The following is a 15,006-nucleotide window of genomic DNA, read 5'->3' on the forward strand; positions in this document are numbered from 1 at the left end:
GCCTTCGGCCGCTGCTACGTTGTTGTGGGAGCTGGCTTGCCAGCGCGCTGTTGAGGCCCTAAAAACTCGCGGGCAAGCCAGCTCCCACAAAGATAGTTGCTGAGCAGCGGCCGAAGGCAGCGTCCGAACGCGCCGCTATCAGTGCGCCTCGTCCCAGTTGTTGCCCACGCCCACTTCCACCAGCAACGGCACGTCCAGTTCGGCGGCGCCGCTCATGTGCGGGCGGATCTGCTCGCTGACCTGGTCCACCAGGTCTTCGCGCACTTCCAGCACCAGTTCGTCGTGTACCTGCAAAATCACCCGGGCATCCAGGCCCGACTCGCCCAGCCAGCCATCCACCGCCACCATGGCGCGCTTGATGATGTCCGCCGCAGTGCCCTGCATCGGCGCGTTGATGGCCGTGCGCTCGGCCCCCTTGCGCAGGGCCGGGTTCTTGGCGTTGATGTCGGCCAAGTACAGGCGGCGGCCAAACAGGGTCTCGACGTAGCCTTGCTCGGCGGCCTGGGCGCGCGTGCGCTCCATGTACGCCAGCACGCCGGGGTAGCGGGTGAAATAACGGTCGATGTATTCCTTGGCCTGCTTGTTGTCGACGCCAATCTGCTTGGCCAGGCCAAAGGCGCTCATGCCGTAGATCAGGCCGAAGTTGATGGCCTTGGCGCTGCGGCGCTGGTCGATGGTGACCTGGTCCAGCGCCACGCCGAACACTTCCGCCGCGGTGGCACGGTGCACGTCGAGGTTGTTCTGGAAGGCATGCAGCAGGCCTTCGTCCTTGGCCAGGTGGGCCATGATGCGCAACTCGATCTGCGAGTAGTCCGCTGCCAGCAGCTTGTAGCCCGCCGGCGCCACGAAGGCCTGGCGAATGCGCCGGCCTTCGGCGGTGCGGATAGGGATGTTCTGCAGGTTCGGGTCGCTGGACGACAGGCGGCCGGTAGCTGCCACCGCCTGGTGGTAGGAGGTATGAATGCGCCCGGTGCGCGGGTTGATCTGCTCGGGCAGGCGGTCGGTGTAGGTGCTTTTCAGCTTGCTCAGGGAGCGGTACTGCATCAGCACCTTGGGCAGCGGGAAGTCCTGCTCGGCCAGCTCCGCCAGTACCGCTTCGGCGGTGGAAGCCTGGCCCTTGGCGGTCTTGTTGAGCACTGGCATGCCCAGCTTGTCGTAGAGAATCACACCCAGCTGTTTCGGCGAACCCAGGTTGAATTCCTCACCGGCGATCTCGAACGCCTGGCGCTCCAGCTCCGCCAGTTTTTCCCCCAGCTCGCCGCTCTGCACGCCCAGCAATGCGGCATCGACCAGCGCACCCTGGCGCTCGATCTTGGCCAGCACCGGCACCAGCGGCATCTCGATGTTATCCACCACGTTGATCAGGCTTGGCGCAGCGGCAAGCTTGGCCTGGAACAGCTGGTGCAGGCGCAGGGTCACGTCGGCGTCTTCCGCCGCATAGGGGCCGGCCTGTTCCAGCGGGATCTGGTCGAAGGTCAGCTGCTTGGCGCCCTTGCCGGCGATCTGCTCGAAGGTAATGGTGGTATGGCCAAGGTACTTGGCTGCCAGGCTGTCCATGTCGTGGCGGGTGGCCGTGGAATCCAGCACGTAGGATTCGAGCATGGTGTCGAATTTCACGCCCTGCACGCTGATGCCCTGGGCCGGATCGCCGCCGATGGCGCAGTTGGCCAGGATGTTCATGTCGTATTTGGCGTTCTGGCCGACCTTGGCCTTGGCCGGGTCTTCCAGCAACGGCTTGAGCGCACGCAGCACGGTGTCACGGTCCAGCTGCTCGGGGGCGCCCATGTAGGAATGGGTCAGCGGGATGTAGGCCGCCTCGTGTGGCTGCACGGCGAACGACAGGCCTACCAACTGCGCCTTCTGGGCGTCGAGGCCGGTGGTCTCGGTGTCGAAGGCGAACAGCTCGGCCTTGTTCAGTTTCTCCAGCCACAGGTCGAACGTTGCTTGGTCGAGAATGGTGTCGTAGCGGTTTTCCACGGCAGCCACCGGGGCTACCTCGGCCACCACTGCCTGGCCGGCGCGCTTGGCGTCACGCTGCACTTCATCGATCCAGCTCTTGAATTCCAGCTCGGTGTACAGCTCTACCAGCGCCTCGCGGTCCGGCTCGCCACACACCAGGGCCTCCACTTCCACGTCCAGTTCGACGTCGATCTTGATGGTTGCCAGCTGGTAGGACAGGAACGCCATGTCCTTGTGCTCTTCCAGCTTGGCCGGCAGGTTCTTTGCGCCGCGAATCGGCAGGGCAGGCACCTTGTCGAGGTTCTCGTACAGTTCTTTCAGGCCGCCACCGATACCCACAAGCAGGCCCACGGCAGTTTTTTCGCCCACGCCGGGAACGCCGGGGATGTTGTCAACTTTGTCGCCCATCAACGCCAGATAGTCGATGATGTGCTCCGGGCCAACGCCGAATTTTTCCTTTACGCCTTCGATGTCCATGACGCTGCCGGTCATGGTGTTGACCAGGGTCACGTGGCCGTCTACCAACTGGGCCATGTCCTTGTCACCGGTAGAAATAATGACCGGGCGATCAGCGGCGGCGCTGCTGCGGGCCAGGGTGCCGATTACATCGTCGGCCTCAACGTTGTCCACGCACAGCAGCGGGTAGCCCAGGGCGCGCACGCTGGCGTGCAGCGGCTCTACCTGCACACGCAAATCGTCGGGCATGCTGGGGCGGTTGGCCTTGTAGTCGGCGAACATTTCATCGCGGAACGTGCCCCCTTTGGCGTCGAAAACAACGGCGAACGGGCTATCCGGGTACTGCTTGCGCAGGCTCTTGAGCATGTTCAGCACACCCTTGACCGCGCCCGTCGGCATGCCCTTCGAGGTGGTCAGCGGTGGCAGCGCGTGGAACGCCCGATACAGGTAGGAAGAACCGTCCACCAGGACGAGGGGAGCTTTGCTCATGAGCAGAATCAACCTTTTCGGCGGGTCCGGCGCTAGAATGTCCGGAACATTGACGACAAAGGGACAAGGTTATCATGCGAACCGCTAAACGCTTGTTGCTGGCCGGTGTGTTGATTGCCTGTCCGATGGCCGTGATGGCCGCGGACGAAGCGGTCACCGCCGATCCGGATGTCACCATTCGCCAGGAAGGCGACAAAACAGTCCAGGAATACCGGCAGAATGGCTTCCTGTATGCGATCAAGGTCACCCCGAAACACGGCAAGCCGTACTTTCTGGTTCGCGCTGACGGTACCGATGCCAACTACATCCGGTCCGACCAGCCGGACATGCTGATTCCGGCATGGAAGATCTTCGAATGGAAATGACTCAACCTTAACTTCAACCGGGCACCCCGACGGGGGTGCCAGTATGGGCAAACTTTTCATGTCAGTGTTTACACCCCTGTCGCGGCCTGAGCTTGAAACCTTTCTCGCACCTTACGGCCTGGGCCGTCTGCGTGATTTCCAGGGGATTGCCGCCGGTACCGAGAACAGCAATTTCTTCATCAGCCTGGAACAGGGCGAGTATGTCCTGACCCTGGTGGAACGCGGCCCGGTGCAGGACCTGCCGTACTTCGTGGAACTGCTGGACGTGCTGCACGAGGCCGACCTGCCAGTGCCGTACGCGCTGCGCACCACTGACGGCGTGGCCCTGCGCGAGCTGGCCGGCAAGCCGGCGCTGCTGCAACCGCGCCTGCCGGGCAAGCACATCAAGGAGCCGAACAGCCAGCACTGCGTGCAGATGGGCGAACTGATCAGCCACATCCACCTGGCCACCCGTGACCACGTGCTGGAGCGCAAGACCGACCGCGGCCTGGACTGGATGCTGGAAGAGGGCGAGCGCCAGATCGGCCAACTGGGCAGCGAAGCCGCAGCGCTGCTGCGCAGCGCGCTGGAAGAGATCAAGGCGCACAAGGCGCAGATCCTGGCCTTGCCGCGCGCGAACCTGCACGCCGACCTGTTCCGCGACAATGCCATGTTCGAAGGCACCCACCTCACGGGCGTGATCGACTTCTACAACGCCTGCTCCGGGCCAATGCTGTACGACCTGGCCATCAGCCTGAACGACTGGTGCTCGGACGCCGCCGGTGCGCTGGACGCGCCGCGGGCGCGGGCGATGCTGGGTGCTTATGCAGCGCTGCGGCCGTTCACCGCGGCAGAGGCCGAGTTGTGGCCGGTGATGCTACGCGTGGCATGCGTGCGCTTCTGGCTGTCGCGCCTGGTGGCGGCGCAGGCGTTCGCGGGCATGGATGTGTTGATTCATGACCCGGCAGAGTTCGAACACCGCCTGGCGTTGCGCCAGAAGGTCAGCGTGGCGCTGCCGTTCGCGTTGTAACCCAACCGTGTGGGAGCTGGCTTGCCAGCGAGCTTTTCAGGGCCTCAAAAGCTCGCTGGCAAGCCAGCTCCCACACACTCAGAGCTGCTCAGAGCTGCTCCAGGCAACCCGCCAAATCGTTGCCCAGCTTCTCCATCAACTGCTCATAGCCCTGCGGCGACGCCTCGGCAAAGCCACCCAGGCCATCCAGTTCAGCCAGGCGCACCGGCAATCCTGCCGTCAGCGTTTCGGCCAGGCGCGGCCGCGCAGGCGGCTCGCTGAACACACACGACTTGCCCACTTCCTGCAACCGCGCGCGCATGGCAGCGACGTGCTGGGCACCCGGCTGCACTTCGGCGGCCACGCTGAACACGCCGGTGTGCTTGACCCCGAACTCATCCTCGAAGTAGTCAAAGCCCTCGTGGAAGACGAAGAACGGCTTGCCAGCCACGCCAGCCAGGCGCGACTTCAGGCGGCCATCCAGCGCGTCCAGGCGGCCGTCGAAAGCCTTGAGGTTGCCGGTGTAGCGCGCAGCATTGGCCGGGTCGGCCTTGCTCAGGTCGGCGGCCATGCGCGCGGCAATCACCCGGGCATTGAAGGTCGACAGCCACAGATGCGAGTCCAGGCTGCCGGGACGGTGGTCGTGGTCGTGCTCGTCCGGGTCGGCTTCTTCGTGCGACTGGCTGTCGGCGGTGAAGTGGCGCAGTTTCAGGCCGGCCATGTCCTGGATGGTCACGGTAGGCTTGCTGCGGGTAGCCACCACACGCGGGAGGAAACCTTCCATGTCCGGGCCGATCCAGTACAGCAGGTCGGCGTCGGCCACCCGGCGCACGTCAGAGGGGCGCAGGGCGTAGTGGTGCGGCGAGGCGCCCGGCGGCAACAGCACTTCAGGCGTGCCCAGGCCGTCCTGCACGGCGGCGGCAATCAGCTGCAAGGGCTTGATGCTGGTAAGCACGCGAACCTCGGCCTGGGCGGGCACGGTCACGACAGCAGCAAGGCAGAAACCGACAAAAAGAGTAAAAATGCGGGACACAATGACCACTCAACTGGGCGAGAACAGGTAATATAATAACGTCTCTTGCTGATATCGTCGCCGCTCATGCCCAATACTCCGCTGGCCAACCGCCCTCACGACCACTCCCACTGCGTACATAGCGCCCTGTCGGAAGCCGATGCCCTGTGCGCACGCATGGGCCTGCGCCTGACGGCCCTGCGCCGCCGCGTGCTGGAGCTGGTGTGGCAGAGCCACAAGCCGCTGGGCGCCTACGATATCCTCGCCGTGCTGAGCGAACAGGACGGCCGCCGCGCGGCGCCGCCTACTGTTTACCGGGCGCTGGATTTCCTTTTGGAAAACGGCCTGGTGCACCGCATCGCTTCGCTCAACGCCTTTATCGGCTGCAACCACCCAGAGCACGCGCACCAGGGCCAGTTCCTGATCTGCCGCGAGTGCCACGTGGCGCTGGAGCTGGAACAGCCCGCCATCAGCCAGGCCATCATCAAGAGCGCCGCCGACGTGGGCTTCAAGGTAGAAGGCCAGACGGTGGAAGTGGTCGGCCTCTGCTCGGCCTGCCAGGCCGCCTGATGAGCGACGCACTGATCCGCCTGGAACAGGTGGCGGTCACGTTTGCTGGGCAGAACGTGCTGGATAACATCCAGCTGAGCGTGCGCAGCGGCGAAATCGTCACCCTGATCGGCCCCAATGGCGCCGGCAAGACCACCCTGGTACGCGCCGTGCTCGGCCTGCTCAAGCCCGACAGCGGCCTGGTGTGGCGCAAGCCCAAGCTGCGCATCGGCTATATGCCGCAAAAACTGCACGTCGACCCGACGCTGCCACTGTCAGTGCTGCGTTTTCTGCGCCTGGTGCCGGGCGTTGACCGCAAGCGCGCGCTGGCGGCGCTGGCCGAAGTGGGCGCCGAGCAGGTCATCGACAGCCCGGTGCAGAACATTTCCGGCGGCGAGATGCAGCGCGTGCTGCTGGCCCGCGCCTTGCTGCGCGAGCCCGAGCTGCTGGTGCTGGACGAGCCGGTGCAGGGTGTCGACGTGGCCGGCCAGGCCGAGCTCTACAGCCTGATCACCCGCCTGCGCGACCGCCATGGCTGCGGCGTACTGATGGTGTCCCACGACCTGCACCTGGTGATGAGCACTACCGACCAGGTGGTGTGCCTGAACCGCCACGTGTGCTGTTCCGGCCACCCCGAGCAGGTCAGCGGCGACCCGGCATTCGTCGAACTGTTCGGCGACCACGCGCCAAGCCTTGCGGTGTACCACCACCATCACGACCACGCCCACGACTTGCACGGCGAAGTGGTGGCTGGCGAAGGCGACGCGGCACATACCCCTCACGTACATGGAGACGGCTGCAAGCATGGCTGATTTTCTGCTTTACGCCTTGCTGGCCGGCCTGTCCCTGGCGGTAGTCGCCGGCCCCCTGGGCTCCTTCGTGGTGTGGCGGCGCATGGCCTATTTTGGCGACACGCTGTCTCATGCCGCCCTGCTGGGCGTGGCCATGGGCTTCCTGCTGGACGTCAGCCCGGCGCTGGCGGTAACCGTAGGCTGCCTGCTGCTGGCGATCCTGCTGGTGACCCTGCAGCAACGCCAGCCGCTGGCGTCCGACACCCTGCTGGGCATCCTGGCGCCCAGCACCCTGTCCCTGGGCCTGGTGGTGCTGAGCTTCATGCACGATGTGCGCATCGACCTGATGAGCTACCTGTTCGGTGACCTGCTGGCCATCAGCCCCACCGACCTTGCCTGGATACTGGGCGGCAGCGCCGCGGTCATGGTGCTGGTGCTGGCGCTGTGGCGGCCGCTGCTGGCGGTTACCGTGCACGAGGAACTGGCCAGGGTAGAAGGCCTGCCGGTGGCCGGCCTGCGCATGACACTGATGCTGCTGATTGCCATCGTCATTGCCGTGGCGATGAAAATCGTCGGCGTACTGCTGATTACCTCGCTGCTGATCATCCCGGCTGCTGCGGCACAGCGCCACGCCCGTTCGCCGGAACAGATGGCCCTGGGCGCCAGTATCCTGGGGGTCATCGCAGTGTGCGGGGGGCTCGCCATGTCGTGGTTCAAGGACACGCCGGCCGGTCCGTCCATCGTCGTTTGCGCCGCTACACTGTTCCTATTGAGCTTCGCATTGCCCCGTCGTTGACGCCTCTGTGGGATTTCACAGGTTTTCGTGTCTTGAGACAGGGTGTAGACTTGGCCGCTTTTTGCGCAAATAGAGAGTCGCAGGAATGAAGCCGTTCGCCTCCCGTTATCTGCTCCTTGCCGCATTTTCGCTCATGTTGGGCGCTTGCCAGAGCCACACGCCAGACGCTGCCGCCCCCGCGCCAGCGACAGATGCGTTTTTGCAGCTGCAACAGAACATCGACGGTGGCGAACTGGCCACCGCCGAGGACCAGTTGGGCGCGCTGCAAAAGCAGAGCCCGGACGACCCGCGCCTGGAGCCTTACCAGCGCCAGCTGGCCGAGGCCTACCTGCAGCGCAGCCAGATCGTGCTGCAGAAGGGTGACGTCAATGCCGCCGCCACCGCCCTGGCCCGCGCCCGCGCGCTGATGCCCAAGGCACCGGCGCTGACGGGCGGCGCCAATGGCCCGATCCGCCAGGCGCGCAAGGCAGAGCTCGAGAAAGCCGAGGCCGCCCTGGAGGCAGCCGAAGCCAAGCCTGCGGCGAAGGTCATCGACCCCACCGCGCAAAGCACGCCGGTGGCGCTGAACATCACCGAAAGCCGTGCCCTGCAGCGCCAGCTGGATGACATTGCCGCTGACGTGGTGAATTACCAGTGTGACGTGTTGGTGGTAGTACCACGCACCCAGGACTGGCCGTGGTTGCAGACGCTGATCAAGAAGCGCGTGACCCGGCTGGCGCCGAACCTTGAGTGGAAGCTGGACCACAAGGTAGTGCGCAACCAGCCGGCGCAGATGGTCCTCACGCCTAGAAAATAACCCGTAGCCGCAAATAATTTGTGGGAGCTGGCTTGCCAGCGAGCTTCAGGCCTCAACAGCTCGCTGGCAAGCCAGCTCCCACATTATTGCAGCTGCTACAGGGTCAAGCAGGAACTGCCTTGGCTTTTGGCTCGCGGTCCCAGACCCGGTGCTTGGCAATGGCAGCAATGAACGCCTTGTGCGCCTTGGCGTCATCCCCCACCAGCAACCCGGCATCCTCATCCAGCTTCAGCGCATCGATAATCGCCTTGGCCTCGCTGTTCACGCCAATCGCCTTCAGGTGCTTGTAGGCTTCGAGCAGGAAATGCAGGGCCACGCCATCACCACCAAGCGCCTGCACCGACGCCTTGCCACCCGGCACCCATACTGCATCGAACGCCACCGAAGGCAGGCCTTCGGCTGAAGCATCCACCGGCAACGCCTGGCCATCGGCAGTCTTCACCGGCGCCGAGGTCGGGCCCAGTACCTTGGCGTGGGCGCCTTCGGCTTCCAGCGCTTTCTTCACCGCCGCCACTTGCGCGCCATCCACGCCATTGGCCACCAGCACCGCTACCTTGCGGCCCTTGATATCGCCCGACAGCAGGTTCAACTGGCTGAGCGCCGGCGACACCTTCAGCGACGGCTCCGGCACCTGCACAGTGCCGGCCTTGGGCGCCGGCAGGCCAAGGTTGGCGGCCACGCGGGCGGCCAGGTCGAGGTCGATATTGGCGAGAATCTCGTTCACCTCCCGGGCGCGGATGTATTCGCGCTCCACCTTGCCCAACTCGAAGCTGTAGGCGGCGATCACGTGTTCCTGCTCCGGCTTGCCCAGGCTATGGAAGAACAGCCGCGCCTGGGAAAAGTGGTCGGCGAACGACTCGCTGCGCTGGCGCACCTTATGGGCCTCGATACGCTCGGGGTAGCTCTCGAAGCCGCCGTCCTGGGCCGCCGGCGGGGTTTCCCGCGGCCAGCCGCCGTCAATGGAGTTCGGCTCGTAGGAGGCGCGGCCCTTGTCAATGGTCACCCGGTGCTGCGCATCACGCTGGCTGCTGTGGTTCGGTGCCACTGGGCGGTTGATCGGGATTTCGTGGAAGTTCGGCCCGCCCAGGCGGCTGATCTGCGTGTCGGTGTAGGAAAACAGTCGGCCCTGCAGCAGCGGATCGTTGGAGAAGTCGATGCCGGGCACGATATGGCCAGGGCAGAACGCCACCTGCTCGGTCTCGGCGAAGTAGTTGTCGGGGTTACGGTTGAGCACCATCTTGCCCAGCGGCGTCACCGGCACCAGCTCTTCGGGGATGATCTTGGTGGGGTCGAGCAGGTCGAAGTCGAACTTGTGCTCGTCCTCCTCGGGCACGATCTGCACGCCGAATTCCCACTCGGGGTAGTCGCCCATCTCGATGGCTTCCCACAGGTCACGGCGGTGGAAATCGGTGTCCTTGCCCGCCAGCTTCTGCGCCTCGTCCCACACCAGCGAACACACGCCCGCCTTGGGCTTCCAGTGGAATTTGACGAAGCTGGCCGTGCCCTCGGCATTGATCAGCCGGAAGGTATGAATGCCGAAGCCTTCCATGGTGCGCAGGCTTTTCGGAATGGCGCGGTCGGACATGGTCCAGATCACCATGTGCGCCGACTCCGGCACCAGCGAGACGAAATCCCAGAAAGTGTCGTGGGCCGAACCGCCGGTGGGGATCTCGTTGTGTGGCTCGGGCTTCACCGCGTGCACGAAATCGGGAAACTTGATGGCGTCCTGAATGAAGAACACTGGCATGTTGTTGCCAACCAGATCGAAATTCCCTTCATCGGTATAGAACTTCACGGCAAAACCGCGTACGTCGCGCACCGTGTCACCCGAACCACGGGGGCCCTGCACGGTGGAAAAGCGCACGAACACCGGGGTGATTTTCGCCGGGTCCTGCAGGAAACCGGCTTTGGTCAGCTCGGCATGGTTGCCGTAACTCTGGAAAAAGCCGTGGGCGCCGGTGCCGCGGGCGTGGACGATGCGCTCGGGAATACGTTCATGGTCAAAATGCGTGATTTTCTCGCGCATGATGAAGTCTTCCAGCAGCGACGGGCCGCGCGCGCCGGCTTTCAAGGTGTTCTGGTTGTCGCTGACCTTCACCCCCTGGTTGGTACGCAGGGCCTGCCCGGTGGCATCGGAGCGGAAGGTTTCAAGGCTGTCGAGCTTGGCATTGGTGTTGGCGCGGTCCGGAGTGTCGGTACCAGCGGCCTCGCTTTTGCCGGAACGGGGTGGGTTCTTTTTCATCTGTCCTAAACTCCTCATCGGCGCCGCCCTTGCCGGGCGATCCATTTGGCGAAAAACCCTGTCACGGGCAGGGATGACCTAGTTAGTGACTGGCCGGTTTTGCCGCCGTTCCTTTTATTTCGCCTGCCTTCCATCGTCTTATCGCCAAATGAAAGGATGTTCAGGAAATAAATGCTAAGTCTCTCTAAACGGACAGGCTAAAATGCGCGACCGGCGAAAACGCTGTCCCCATTCCATGCGCCCCACAAGGTTCGCTACGTGATCGAGTTTCAAAATGTCCACAAGACCTACCGCGTCAACGGTAGGGAAATCCCCGCCCTGCACCCGACCAACCTGAGCGTCGAGAACGGGCAGGTGTTCGGCCTGATCGGCCATTCCGGTGCCGGCAAAAGCACGCTGCTGCGCCTGATCAACCGCCTGGAGGCGCCAAGCGGTGGCCGTATCATCGTCGACGGTGAAGACGTCACCGCGTTCGATGCCAACAGCCTGCGCCGCTTCCGCCAGCAGGTCGGGATGATCTTCCAGCACTTCAACCTGCTGGCCTCCAAGACCGTCGCCGACAACGTGGCGTTGCCGCTGCGCCTGGCGGGCGAGCTGCCGGCCGCCGAGATCAACAAGCGCGTGGCCGCGCTGCTGGAGCGCGTCGGCCTGTCCGACCACGCCAGGAAGTACCCGGCGCAACTGTCCGGCGGCCAGAAGCAGCGCGTGGGCATTGCCCGCGCGCTGTCCACCAACCCCAAGGTGCTGCTGTGCGACGAGGCCACCAGTGCCCTCGACCCGCAGACCACGGCGTCGGTGCTGCAACTGCTGGCCGAGATCAACCGCGAGCTGAAGCTGACCATCGTGCTGATCACCCACGAGATGGACGTGATCCGCCGCGTCTGCGACCAGGTGGCCGTGATGGACGCCGGCGTCATCGTCGAGCAGGGCCCGGTGGCCAAGGTGTTCCTGCACCCGCAGCACCCGACCACCAAGCGCTTCGTGCAGGAAGACGAGCAGATCGACGAAAACGAACAACGCGATACCTTCGCCCATGTGCCGGGCCGCATCGTGCGCCTGACCTTCCAGGGCGAATCCACCTACGCGCCGCTGCTGGGCACCGTGGCCCGTGAGACGGGCGTGGACTACAGCATCCTCGCCGGCCGCATCGACCGCATCAAAGACACGCCCTACGGCCAGCTGACCCTGGCTATCACGGGTGGCGACATGGACGCTGCCTTCGCCCGCTTCACCTCTGCAGACGTTCATATGGAGGTGCTGCGCTAATGGACTTCCTCAACTACTTCGCCAACGTCGACTGGTCCGAGATTCTCGAAGCCAGCAACGACACCATGATCATGCTCGGCGCCTCGCTGCTGTTCACCGTGCTGCTGGGCCTGCCGCTGGGCGTGCTGCTGTTCATCTGCGGCCCGCGCCAGCTGTTCGAGAACAAGGGTATCTACGCGCTGCTGGCGTTATGCGTGAACGTGCTGCGTTCGCTGCCGTTCATCATCCTGCTGATCGTGCTGATTCCCGTCACTGTGCTGATCACCGGCACCTCGCTGGGTGTGGCCGGGGCGATTCCACCGCTGGTCATCGGCACCACGCCGTTCTTCGCGCGCCTGGTGGAAACCGCCCTGCGTGAGGTGGACCGCGGCATTATCGAGGCCACCCAGTCCATGGGCGCCACCCCGCGCCAGATCATCATGAACGCGCTGCTGCCAGAGGCCCTGCCAGGCATCATCGCGGCAACTACCGTTACAGCGATTACACTGGTTTCCTACACTGCCATGGCCGGCGTGGTTGGTGCCGGCGGCCTGGGCGACCTGGCCATCCGCTTCGGGTACCAGCGTTTCCAGACTGACGTGATGATTGTCACTGTTGTCATTCTGGTAGTGCTGGTCCAGGTACTGCAGACCATCGGCGACAAGCTGGTGGTGCACTTCTCCCGTAAATGAATGATGTGCCGCGGCCCTGCCGCGGCGCCGAGGGCCCAGGCCTTCGCAAGGAGCTGAAAAATGAAAAAACTGCTGGCGGCCTTTGCCGCCGTGGCCGCACTGTCGGCCCACGCCAATGACACCCTGAACGTGGCCGCTACCGCGGTACCTCACGCCGAAATCCTCGAATTCGTGAAGCCGCAGCTGGCCAAGGAAGGCGTGGACCTGAACGTGAAAGTGTTCACCGACTACATCCAGCCCAACGTGCAGGTCGCCGAAAAGCGCCTGGACGCCAACTTCTTCCAGCACCAGCCGTACCTGGATGAGTTCAACAAGGGCAAGGGCACCAACCTTGTGGCCGTCACCGGCGTGCACCTGGAGCCACTGGGCGCCTACTCCAGCAAATGGAAGAAACTGGCCGACCTGCCGGGCGGCGCCAACGTGGTCATCCCTAACGACGCCACCAACGGCGGCCGTGCGCTGTTGCTGCTGCAGAAAGTGGGCCTGATCAAGCTGAAAAACCCGACTGACATCCTGTCCACACCCAAGGACATCGTCGAGAACAGCAAGGACCTGAAAATCCGCGAACTGGAAGCCGCCACCCTGCCGCGCGTGCTGACCCAGGTCGACCTGGCGCTGATCAACACCAACTACGCCCTGGAAGCCAAGCTGGACCCGTCCAAGGACGCCCTGGCCATCGAAGGCAACGACTCGCCTTACGTGAACATCCTCGTCGCCCGCCCGGACAACAAGGATTCGCCGGCCATGCAGAAGCTGGCGGCAGCGCTGCACAGCCCTGAGCTGAAAGCGTTCATCCTCGACAAGTACAAAGGCGCGGTACAGCCTGCGTTCTAAGCCTCTCCCCGCGCGGCGTCATCCCTGACGCCGCCACGTAGCAGCAACTGTCTTTGTGGGAGCTGGCTTGCCAGCGAGCGTTTATGGGCCCCACAGCTCGCTGGCCAGCCCGCCCCCACAAGATGTAGCAGCGGCCGCAGGCCGCGTCCGCAGGCGCCGCGTATTCCTGGGAACACCGCGCAACGGCCGGACGCAGCCTGGCGGCAGCTGCTACGGGAAATGTGTTGTAGCAGCGGCCGCAGGCCGCGTCACAGGCGCTAAGTATTCAATCGCGCTGCACCAGCGCCGGCAATTGCGCCGCCAGCTTCTGCCCGTTCAACGGCGCGCGAATAAAGCCCCGCTGCGTACCATCTGGACCCAGCAACGCCAGGTTGCCGCTGTGCTCCACGGTGTAGTTGGGCTTGCTGGTGTCTGCCGGTATGTAGGGGATGCTCAAGCCGTTGGCCAGTTTTTGCAGGCCGCTGCCATCGCCGGTGAAGCCCCGAAAGTCCTTGTCGAAATAGCCCAGGTACTGCTTGAGCTGCTGCGGCGTGTCGCGGTTGGGGTCGACGCTCACCAGAATCACCTGCAGGCGCGCCGCCACGGCCGGCGGCAGTTCGCTTTTCACCTGGCGTAGCTGCGCCAGGGTGGTGGGGCAAATGTCCGGGCAGAAGGTGTAGCCGAAGAACAGCACGCTCCATTTGCCCTTGAGGTTGTCCAGCGCCACGGGCTGGCCGTCCTGGTCGGTCATGGTCACCGACGGCACGCTGCGGTGCTCGGGCAGCAGGATGATGCCCGCGTCGATGAAGCCGGTGTTGGCACCTTCGCGGTTGTCCTGCAGCACCCGGTGCACGGTGAGGCCGATGATGACCGCGACGATGGCGGCAAGGATGAAGACGGTTTTCTGGACTCGGGTCATAGGCTCAGCAACAGGTAGTGGTCGACGAGCAGGGCGATGAACAGCAGCAACAGGTACCAGATGGAGTACTTGAACAGGCTCATCGCCGCGTGCGGATTGCTGCCACGGTACAACACCACCGCCCATTGCAGGAAGCGCGCCCCCAGGCCCAGGGCGCACAGCAGGTAGAGCAGGCCGCTCATGCGGATCACGTAGGGCAGCAAGGTGGCCACCAGCATCAGCCCGGTGTACAGCAGGATATGCACCTTGGTGTAGTACACCCCGTGGGTCACCGGCAGCATGGGGATTTCGGCCCGCGCGTACTCATCGCGCCGGTGGATGGCCAGGGCCCAGAAGTGCGGCGGGGTCCAGGCGAAGATGATCAGCACCAGCAGCAGCGGTTCGGCGCTCATGTGCCCGGTGACGGCTACCCAGCCGAGCATGGGCGGGGCAGCGCCGGCCAGGCCGCCGATGACGATGTTCTGCGGCGTGGCGCGCTTGAGGAAGCCGGTGTAGATCACCGCGTAACCCAGCAGCGAAGCCAGGGTCAGCCAGGCGCACAAGGGGTTGGTGAACACCAGCAGCAGAATCATGCCGCCCAGCGCCAGCACGCCGGCGAACGCCAGCGCTGCCGTGGGCCCCAAGCGCCCCTCGGCCACCGGGCGCTTGTAGGTGCGGGCCATGAGGGCGTCGATGCGCCGGTCCACCACGTGGTTGATCACCGCCGCGCCGCCGGCACACAGGGCAATACCCAGGTTGCCGAAGATCAGCACCGTCCATGGCACCCCGCTGCGCGTGGCCAGGAACATGCCGACCAGCGACGTCATCAGCATCAGCACCACCACCCGCGGCTTGGTCAGCTCCAGGTAGTCACGCCAGCCGGCCTGGGCGTGTTCGCCCGTTGCCGTACTCATT

General features: G+C 64.4%; 14 protein-coding genes. 9 read left to right on the plus strand and 5 right to left on the minus strand.

All coding sequences use genetic code 11. The features are described from left to right. Positions 1-138: 138 nt before the first annotated feature. Entirely contained in the window at positions 139-2,904 is a 2,766-nt protein-coding gene (gene polA / locus AC0SZ7_RS00190) for a DNA polymerase I (protein ID WP_475502442.1), read from the minus strand. 74 nt (positions 2,905-2,978) lie between these two features. Here polA and AC0SZ7_RS00195 point away from each other — a divergent pair, with 74 nt between their 5' ends. Further along, complete coding sequence (locus AC0SZ7_RS00195) at positions 2,979-3,269, plus strand: DUF2782 domain-containing protein (protein ID WP_475502443.1); 291 nt, start codon at positions 2,979-2,981, stop codon at positions 3,267-3,269. 58 nt (positions 3,270-3,327) lie between these two features. Further along, positions 3,328-4,278 (plus strand): homoserine kinase, encoded by a 951-nt coding sequence (locus tag AC0SZ7_RS00200; protein WP_475502444.1) that lies wholly within the window; start codon positions 3,328-3,330, stop codon positions 4,276-4,278. Between the two features lie 88 nt (positions 4,279-4,366). Here the strand turns inward: AC0SZ7_RS00200 and AC0SZ7_RS00205 are convergent, their stop codons facing one another. Beyond that, positions 4,367-5,290: a zinc ABC transporter substrate-binding protein gene (locus AC0SZ7_RS00205; RefSeq protein WP_475502445.1), complete on the minus strand. Its 924-nt coding sequence runs from the start codon at positions 5,288-5,290 to the stop codon at positions 4,367-4,369. Positions 5,291-5,356: 66 nt separating this feature from the next. Here AC0SZ7_RS00205 and zur point away from each other — a divergent pair, with 66 nt between their 5' ends. The 4 genes from zur (at position 5,357) to AC0SZ7_RS00225 (ending at position 8,201) form a co-directional block, all read left to right on the plus strand. Next, entirely contained in the window at positions 5,357-5,839 is a 483-nt protein-coding gene (gene zur / locus AC0SZ7_RS00210) for a zinc uptake transcriptional repressor Zur (protein ID WP_475502446.1), read from the plus strand. After that, positions 5,839-6,630 carry a zinc ABC transporter ATP-binding protein ZnuC gene (gene znuC, locus AC0SZ7_RS00215; RefSeq protein ID WP_475502447.1) on the plus strand — a complete coding sequence of 264 codons (792 nt, stop codon included), beginning with the start codon at positions 5,839-5,841 and terminating at the stop codon, positions 6,628-6,630. The genes zur and znuC overlap by 1 nt, the downstream gene beginning before the upstream one ends. Then, on the plus strand, positions 6,623-7,405 hold the full coding sequence (znuB, locus tag AC0SZ7_RS00220; RefSeq protein ID WP_475502448.1) for a zinc ABC transporter permease subunit ZnuB: 783 nt from the start codon (positions 6,623-6,625) through the stop codon (positions 7,403-7,405). The genes znuC and znuB overlap by 8 nt, the downstream gene beginning before the upstream one ends. A gap of 85 nt (positions 7,406-7,490) precedes the next feature. Continuing rightward, positions 7,491-8,201 carry a PA5502 family lipoprotein gene (locus AC0SZ7_RS00225; RefSeq protein ID WP_475502449.1) on the plus strand — a complete coding sequence of 237 codons (711 nt, stop codon included), beginning with the start codon at positions 7,491-7,493 and terminating at the stop codon, positions 8,199-8,201. A gap of 103 nt (positions 8,202-8,304) precedes the next feature. Here AC0SZ7_RS00225 and katE read toward each other — a convergent pair whose 3' ends face one another. Beyond that, positions 8,305-10,461 carry a catalase HPII gene (katE, locus tag AC0SZ7_RS00230; protein WP_475502450.1) on the minus strand — a complete coding sequence of 719 codons (2,157 nt, stop codon included), beginning with the start codon at positions 10,459-10,461 and terminating at the stop codon, positions 8,305-8,307. A 240-nt stretch (positions 10,462-10,701) separates the two neighbouring features. Between katE and AC0SZ7_RS00235 the strand changes: the two genes are divergently transcribed. Genes AC0SZ7_RS00235 through AC0SZ7_RS00245 form a run of 3 tightly spaced genes read left to right on the plus strand, consistent with a single transcriptional unit; the run spans position 10,702 to position 13,214 of the window. After that, positions 10,702-11,709 (plus strand): methionine ABC transporter ATP-binding protein, encoded by a 1,008-nt coding sequence (locus tag AC0SZ7_RS00235; protein ID WP_475502451.1) that lies wholly within the window; start codon positions 10,702-10,704, stop codon positions 11,707-11,709. Next, complete coding sequence (locus AC0SZ7_RS00240; RefSeq protein WP_475502452.1) at positions 11,709-12,380, plus strand: methionine ABC transporter permease; 672 nt, start codon at positions 11,709-11,711, stop codon at positions 12,378-12,380. Before AC0SZ7_RS00235 ends, AC0SZ7_RS00240 begins: the two co-directional genes overlap by 1 nt. A 60-nt stretch (positions 12,381-12,440) precedes the next feature. Next, on the plus strand, positions 12,441-13,214 hold the full coding sequence (locus AC0SZ7_RS00245; RefSeq protein ID WP_473005005.1) for a MetQ/NlpA family ABC transporter substrate-binding protein: 774 nt from the start codon (positions 12,441-12,443) through the stop codon (positions 13,212-13,214). A 265-nt stretch (positions 13,215-13,479) separates the two neighbouring features. Here AC0SZ7_RS00245 and AC0SZ7_RS00250 read toward each other — a convergent pair whose 3' ends face one another. After that, on the minus strand, positions 13,480-14,112 hold the full coding sequence (locus tag AC0SZ7_RS00250; protein ID WP_416421724.1) for an SCO family protein: 633 nt from the start codon (positions 14,110-14,112) through the stop codon (positions 13,480-13,482). Next, the gene (cyoE, locus tag AC0SZ7_RS00255) at positions 14,109-15,005 is read right to left on the minus strand and encodes a heme o synthase (protein ID WP_475502453.1); all 897 of its coding nucleotides are present in this window, start codon (positions 15,003-15,005) and stop codon (positions 14,109-14,111) included. Before cyoE ends, AC0SZ7_RS00250 begins: the two co-directional genes overlap by 4 nt. Position 15,006 lies beyond the last annotated feature (1 nt).

This window comes from Pseudomonas sp. JC1203 (assembly GCF_056175065.1).

What these genes read in the sequence shown, in the direction of transcription:
- polA (WP_475502442.1), bottom strand. Translation starts at nt 2,904, where the DNA reads ATGAGCAAAGCTCCCCTCGTCCTGGTGGACGGTTCTTCCTACCTGTAT.
- AC0SZ7_RS00195 (WP_475502443.1), top strand. Translation starts at nt 2,979, where the DNA reads ATGCGAACCGCTAAACGCTTGTTGCTGGCCGGTGTGTTGATTGCCTGT.
- AC0SZ7_RS00200 (WP_475502444.1), top strand. Translation starts at nt 3,328, where the DNA reads ATGTCAGTGTTTACACCCCTGTCGCGGCCTGAGCTTGAAACCTTTCTC.
- zur (WP_475502446.1), top strand. Translation starts at nt 5,357, where the DNA reads ATGCCCAATACTCCGCTGGCCAACCGCCCTCACGACCACTCCCACTGC.
- znuC (WP_475502447.1), top strand. Translation starts at nt 5,839, where the DNA reads ATGAGCGACGCACTGATCCGCCTGGAACAGGTGGCGGTCACGTTTGCT.
- znuB (WP_475502448.1), top strand. Translation starts at nt 6,623, where the DNA reads ATGGCTGATTTTCTGCTTTACGCCTTGCTGGCCGGCCTGTCCCTGGCG.
- AC0SZ7_RS00225 (WP_475502449.1), top strand. Translation starts at nt 7,491, where the DNA reads ATGAAGCCGTTCGCCTCCCGTTATCTGCTCCTTGCCGCATTTTCGCTC.
- katE (WP_475502450.1), bottom strand. Translation starts at nt 10,461, where the DNA reads ATGAGGAGTTTAGGACAGATGAAAAAGAACCCACCCCGTTCCGGCAAA.
- AC0SZ7_RS00240 (WP_475502452.1), top strand. Translation starts at nt 11,709, where the DNA reads ATGGACTTCCTCAACTACTTCGCCAACGTCGACTGGTCCGAGATTCTC.
- AC0SZ7_RS00245 (WP_473005005.1), top strand. Translation starts at nt 12,441, where the DNA reads ATGAAAAAACTGCTGGCGGCCTTTGCCGCCGTGGCCGCACTGTCGGCC.
- AC0SZ7_RS00250 (WP_416421724.1), bottom strand. Translation starts at nt 14,112, where the DNA reads ATGACCCGAGTCCAGAAAACCGTCTTCATCCTTGCCGCCATCGTCGCG.
- cyoE (WP_475502453.1), bottom strand. Translation starts at nt 15,005, where the DNA reads ATGAGTACGGCAACGGGCGAACACGCCCAGGCCGGCTGGCGTGACTAC.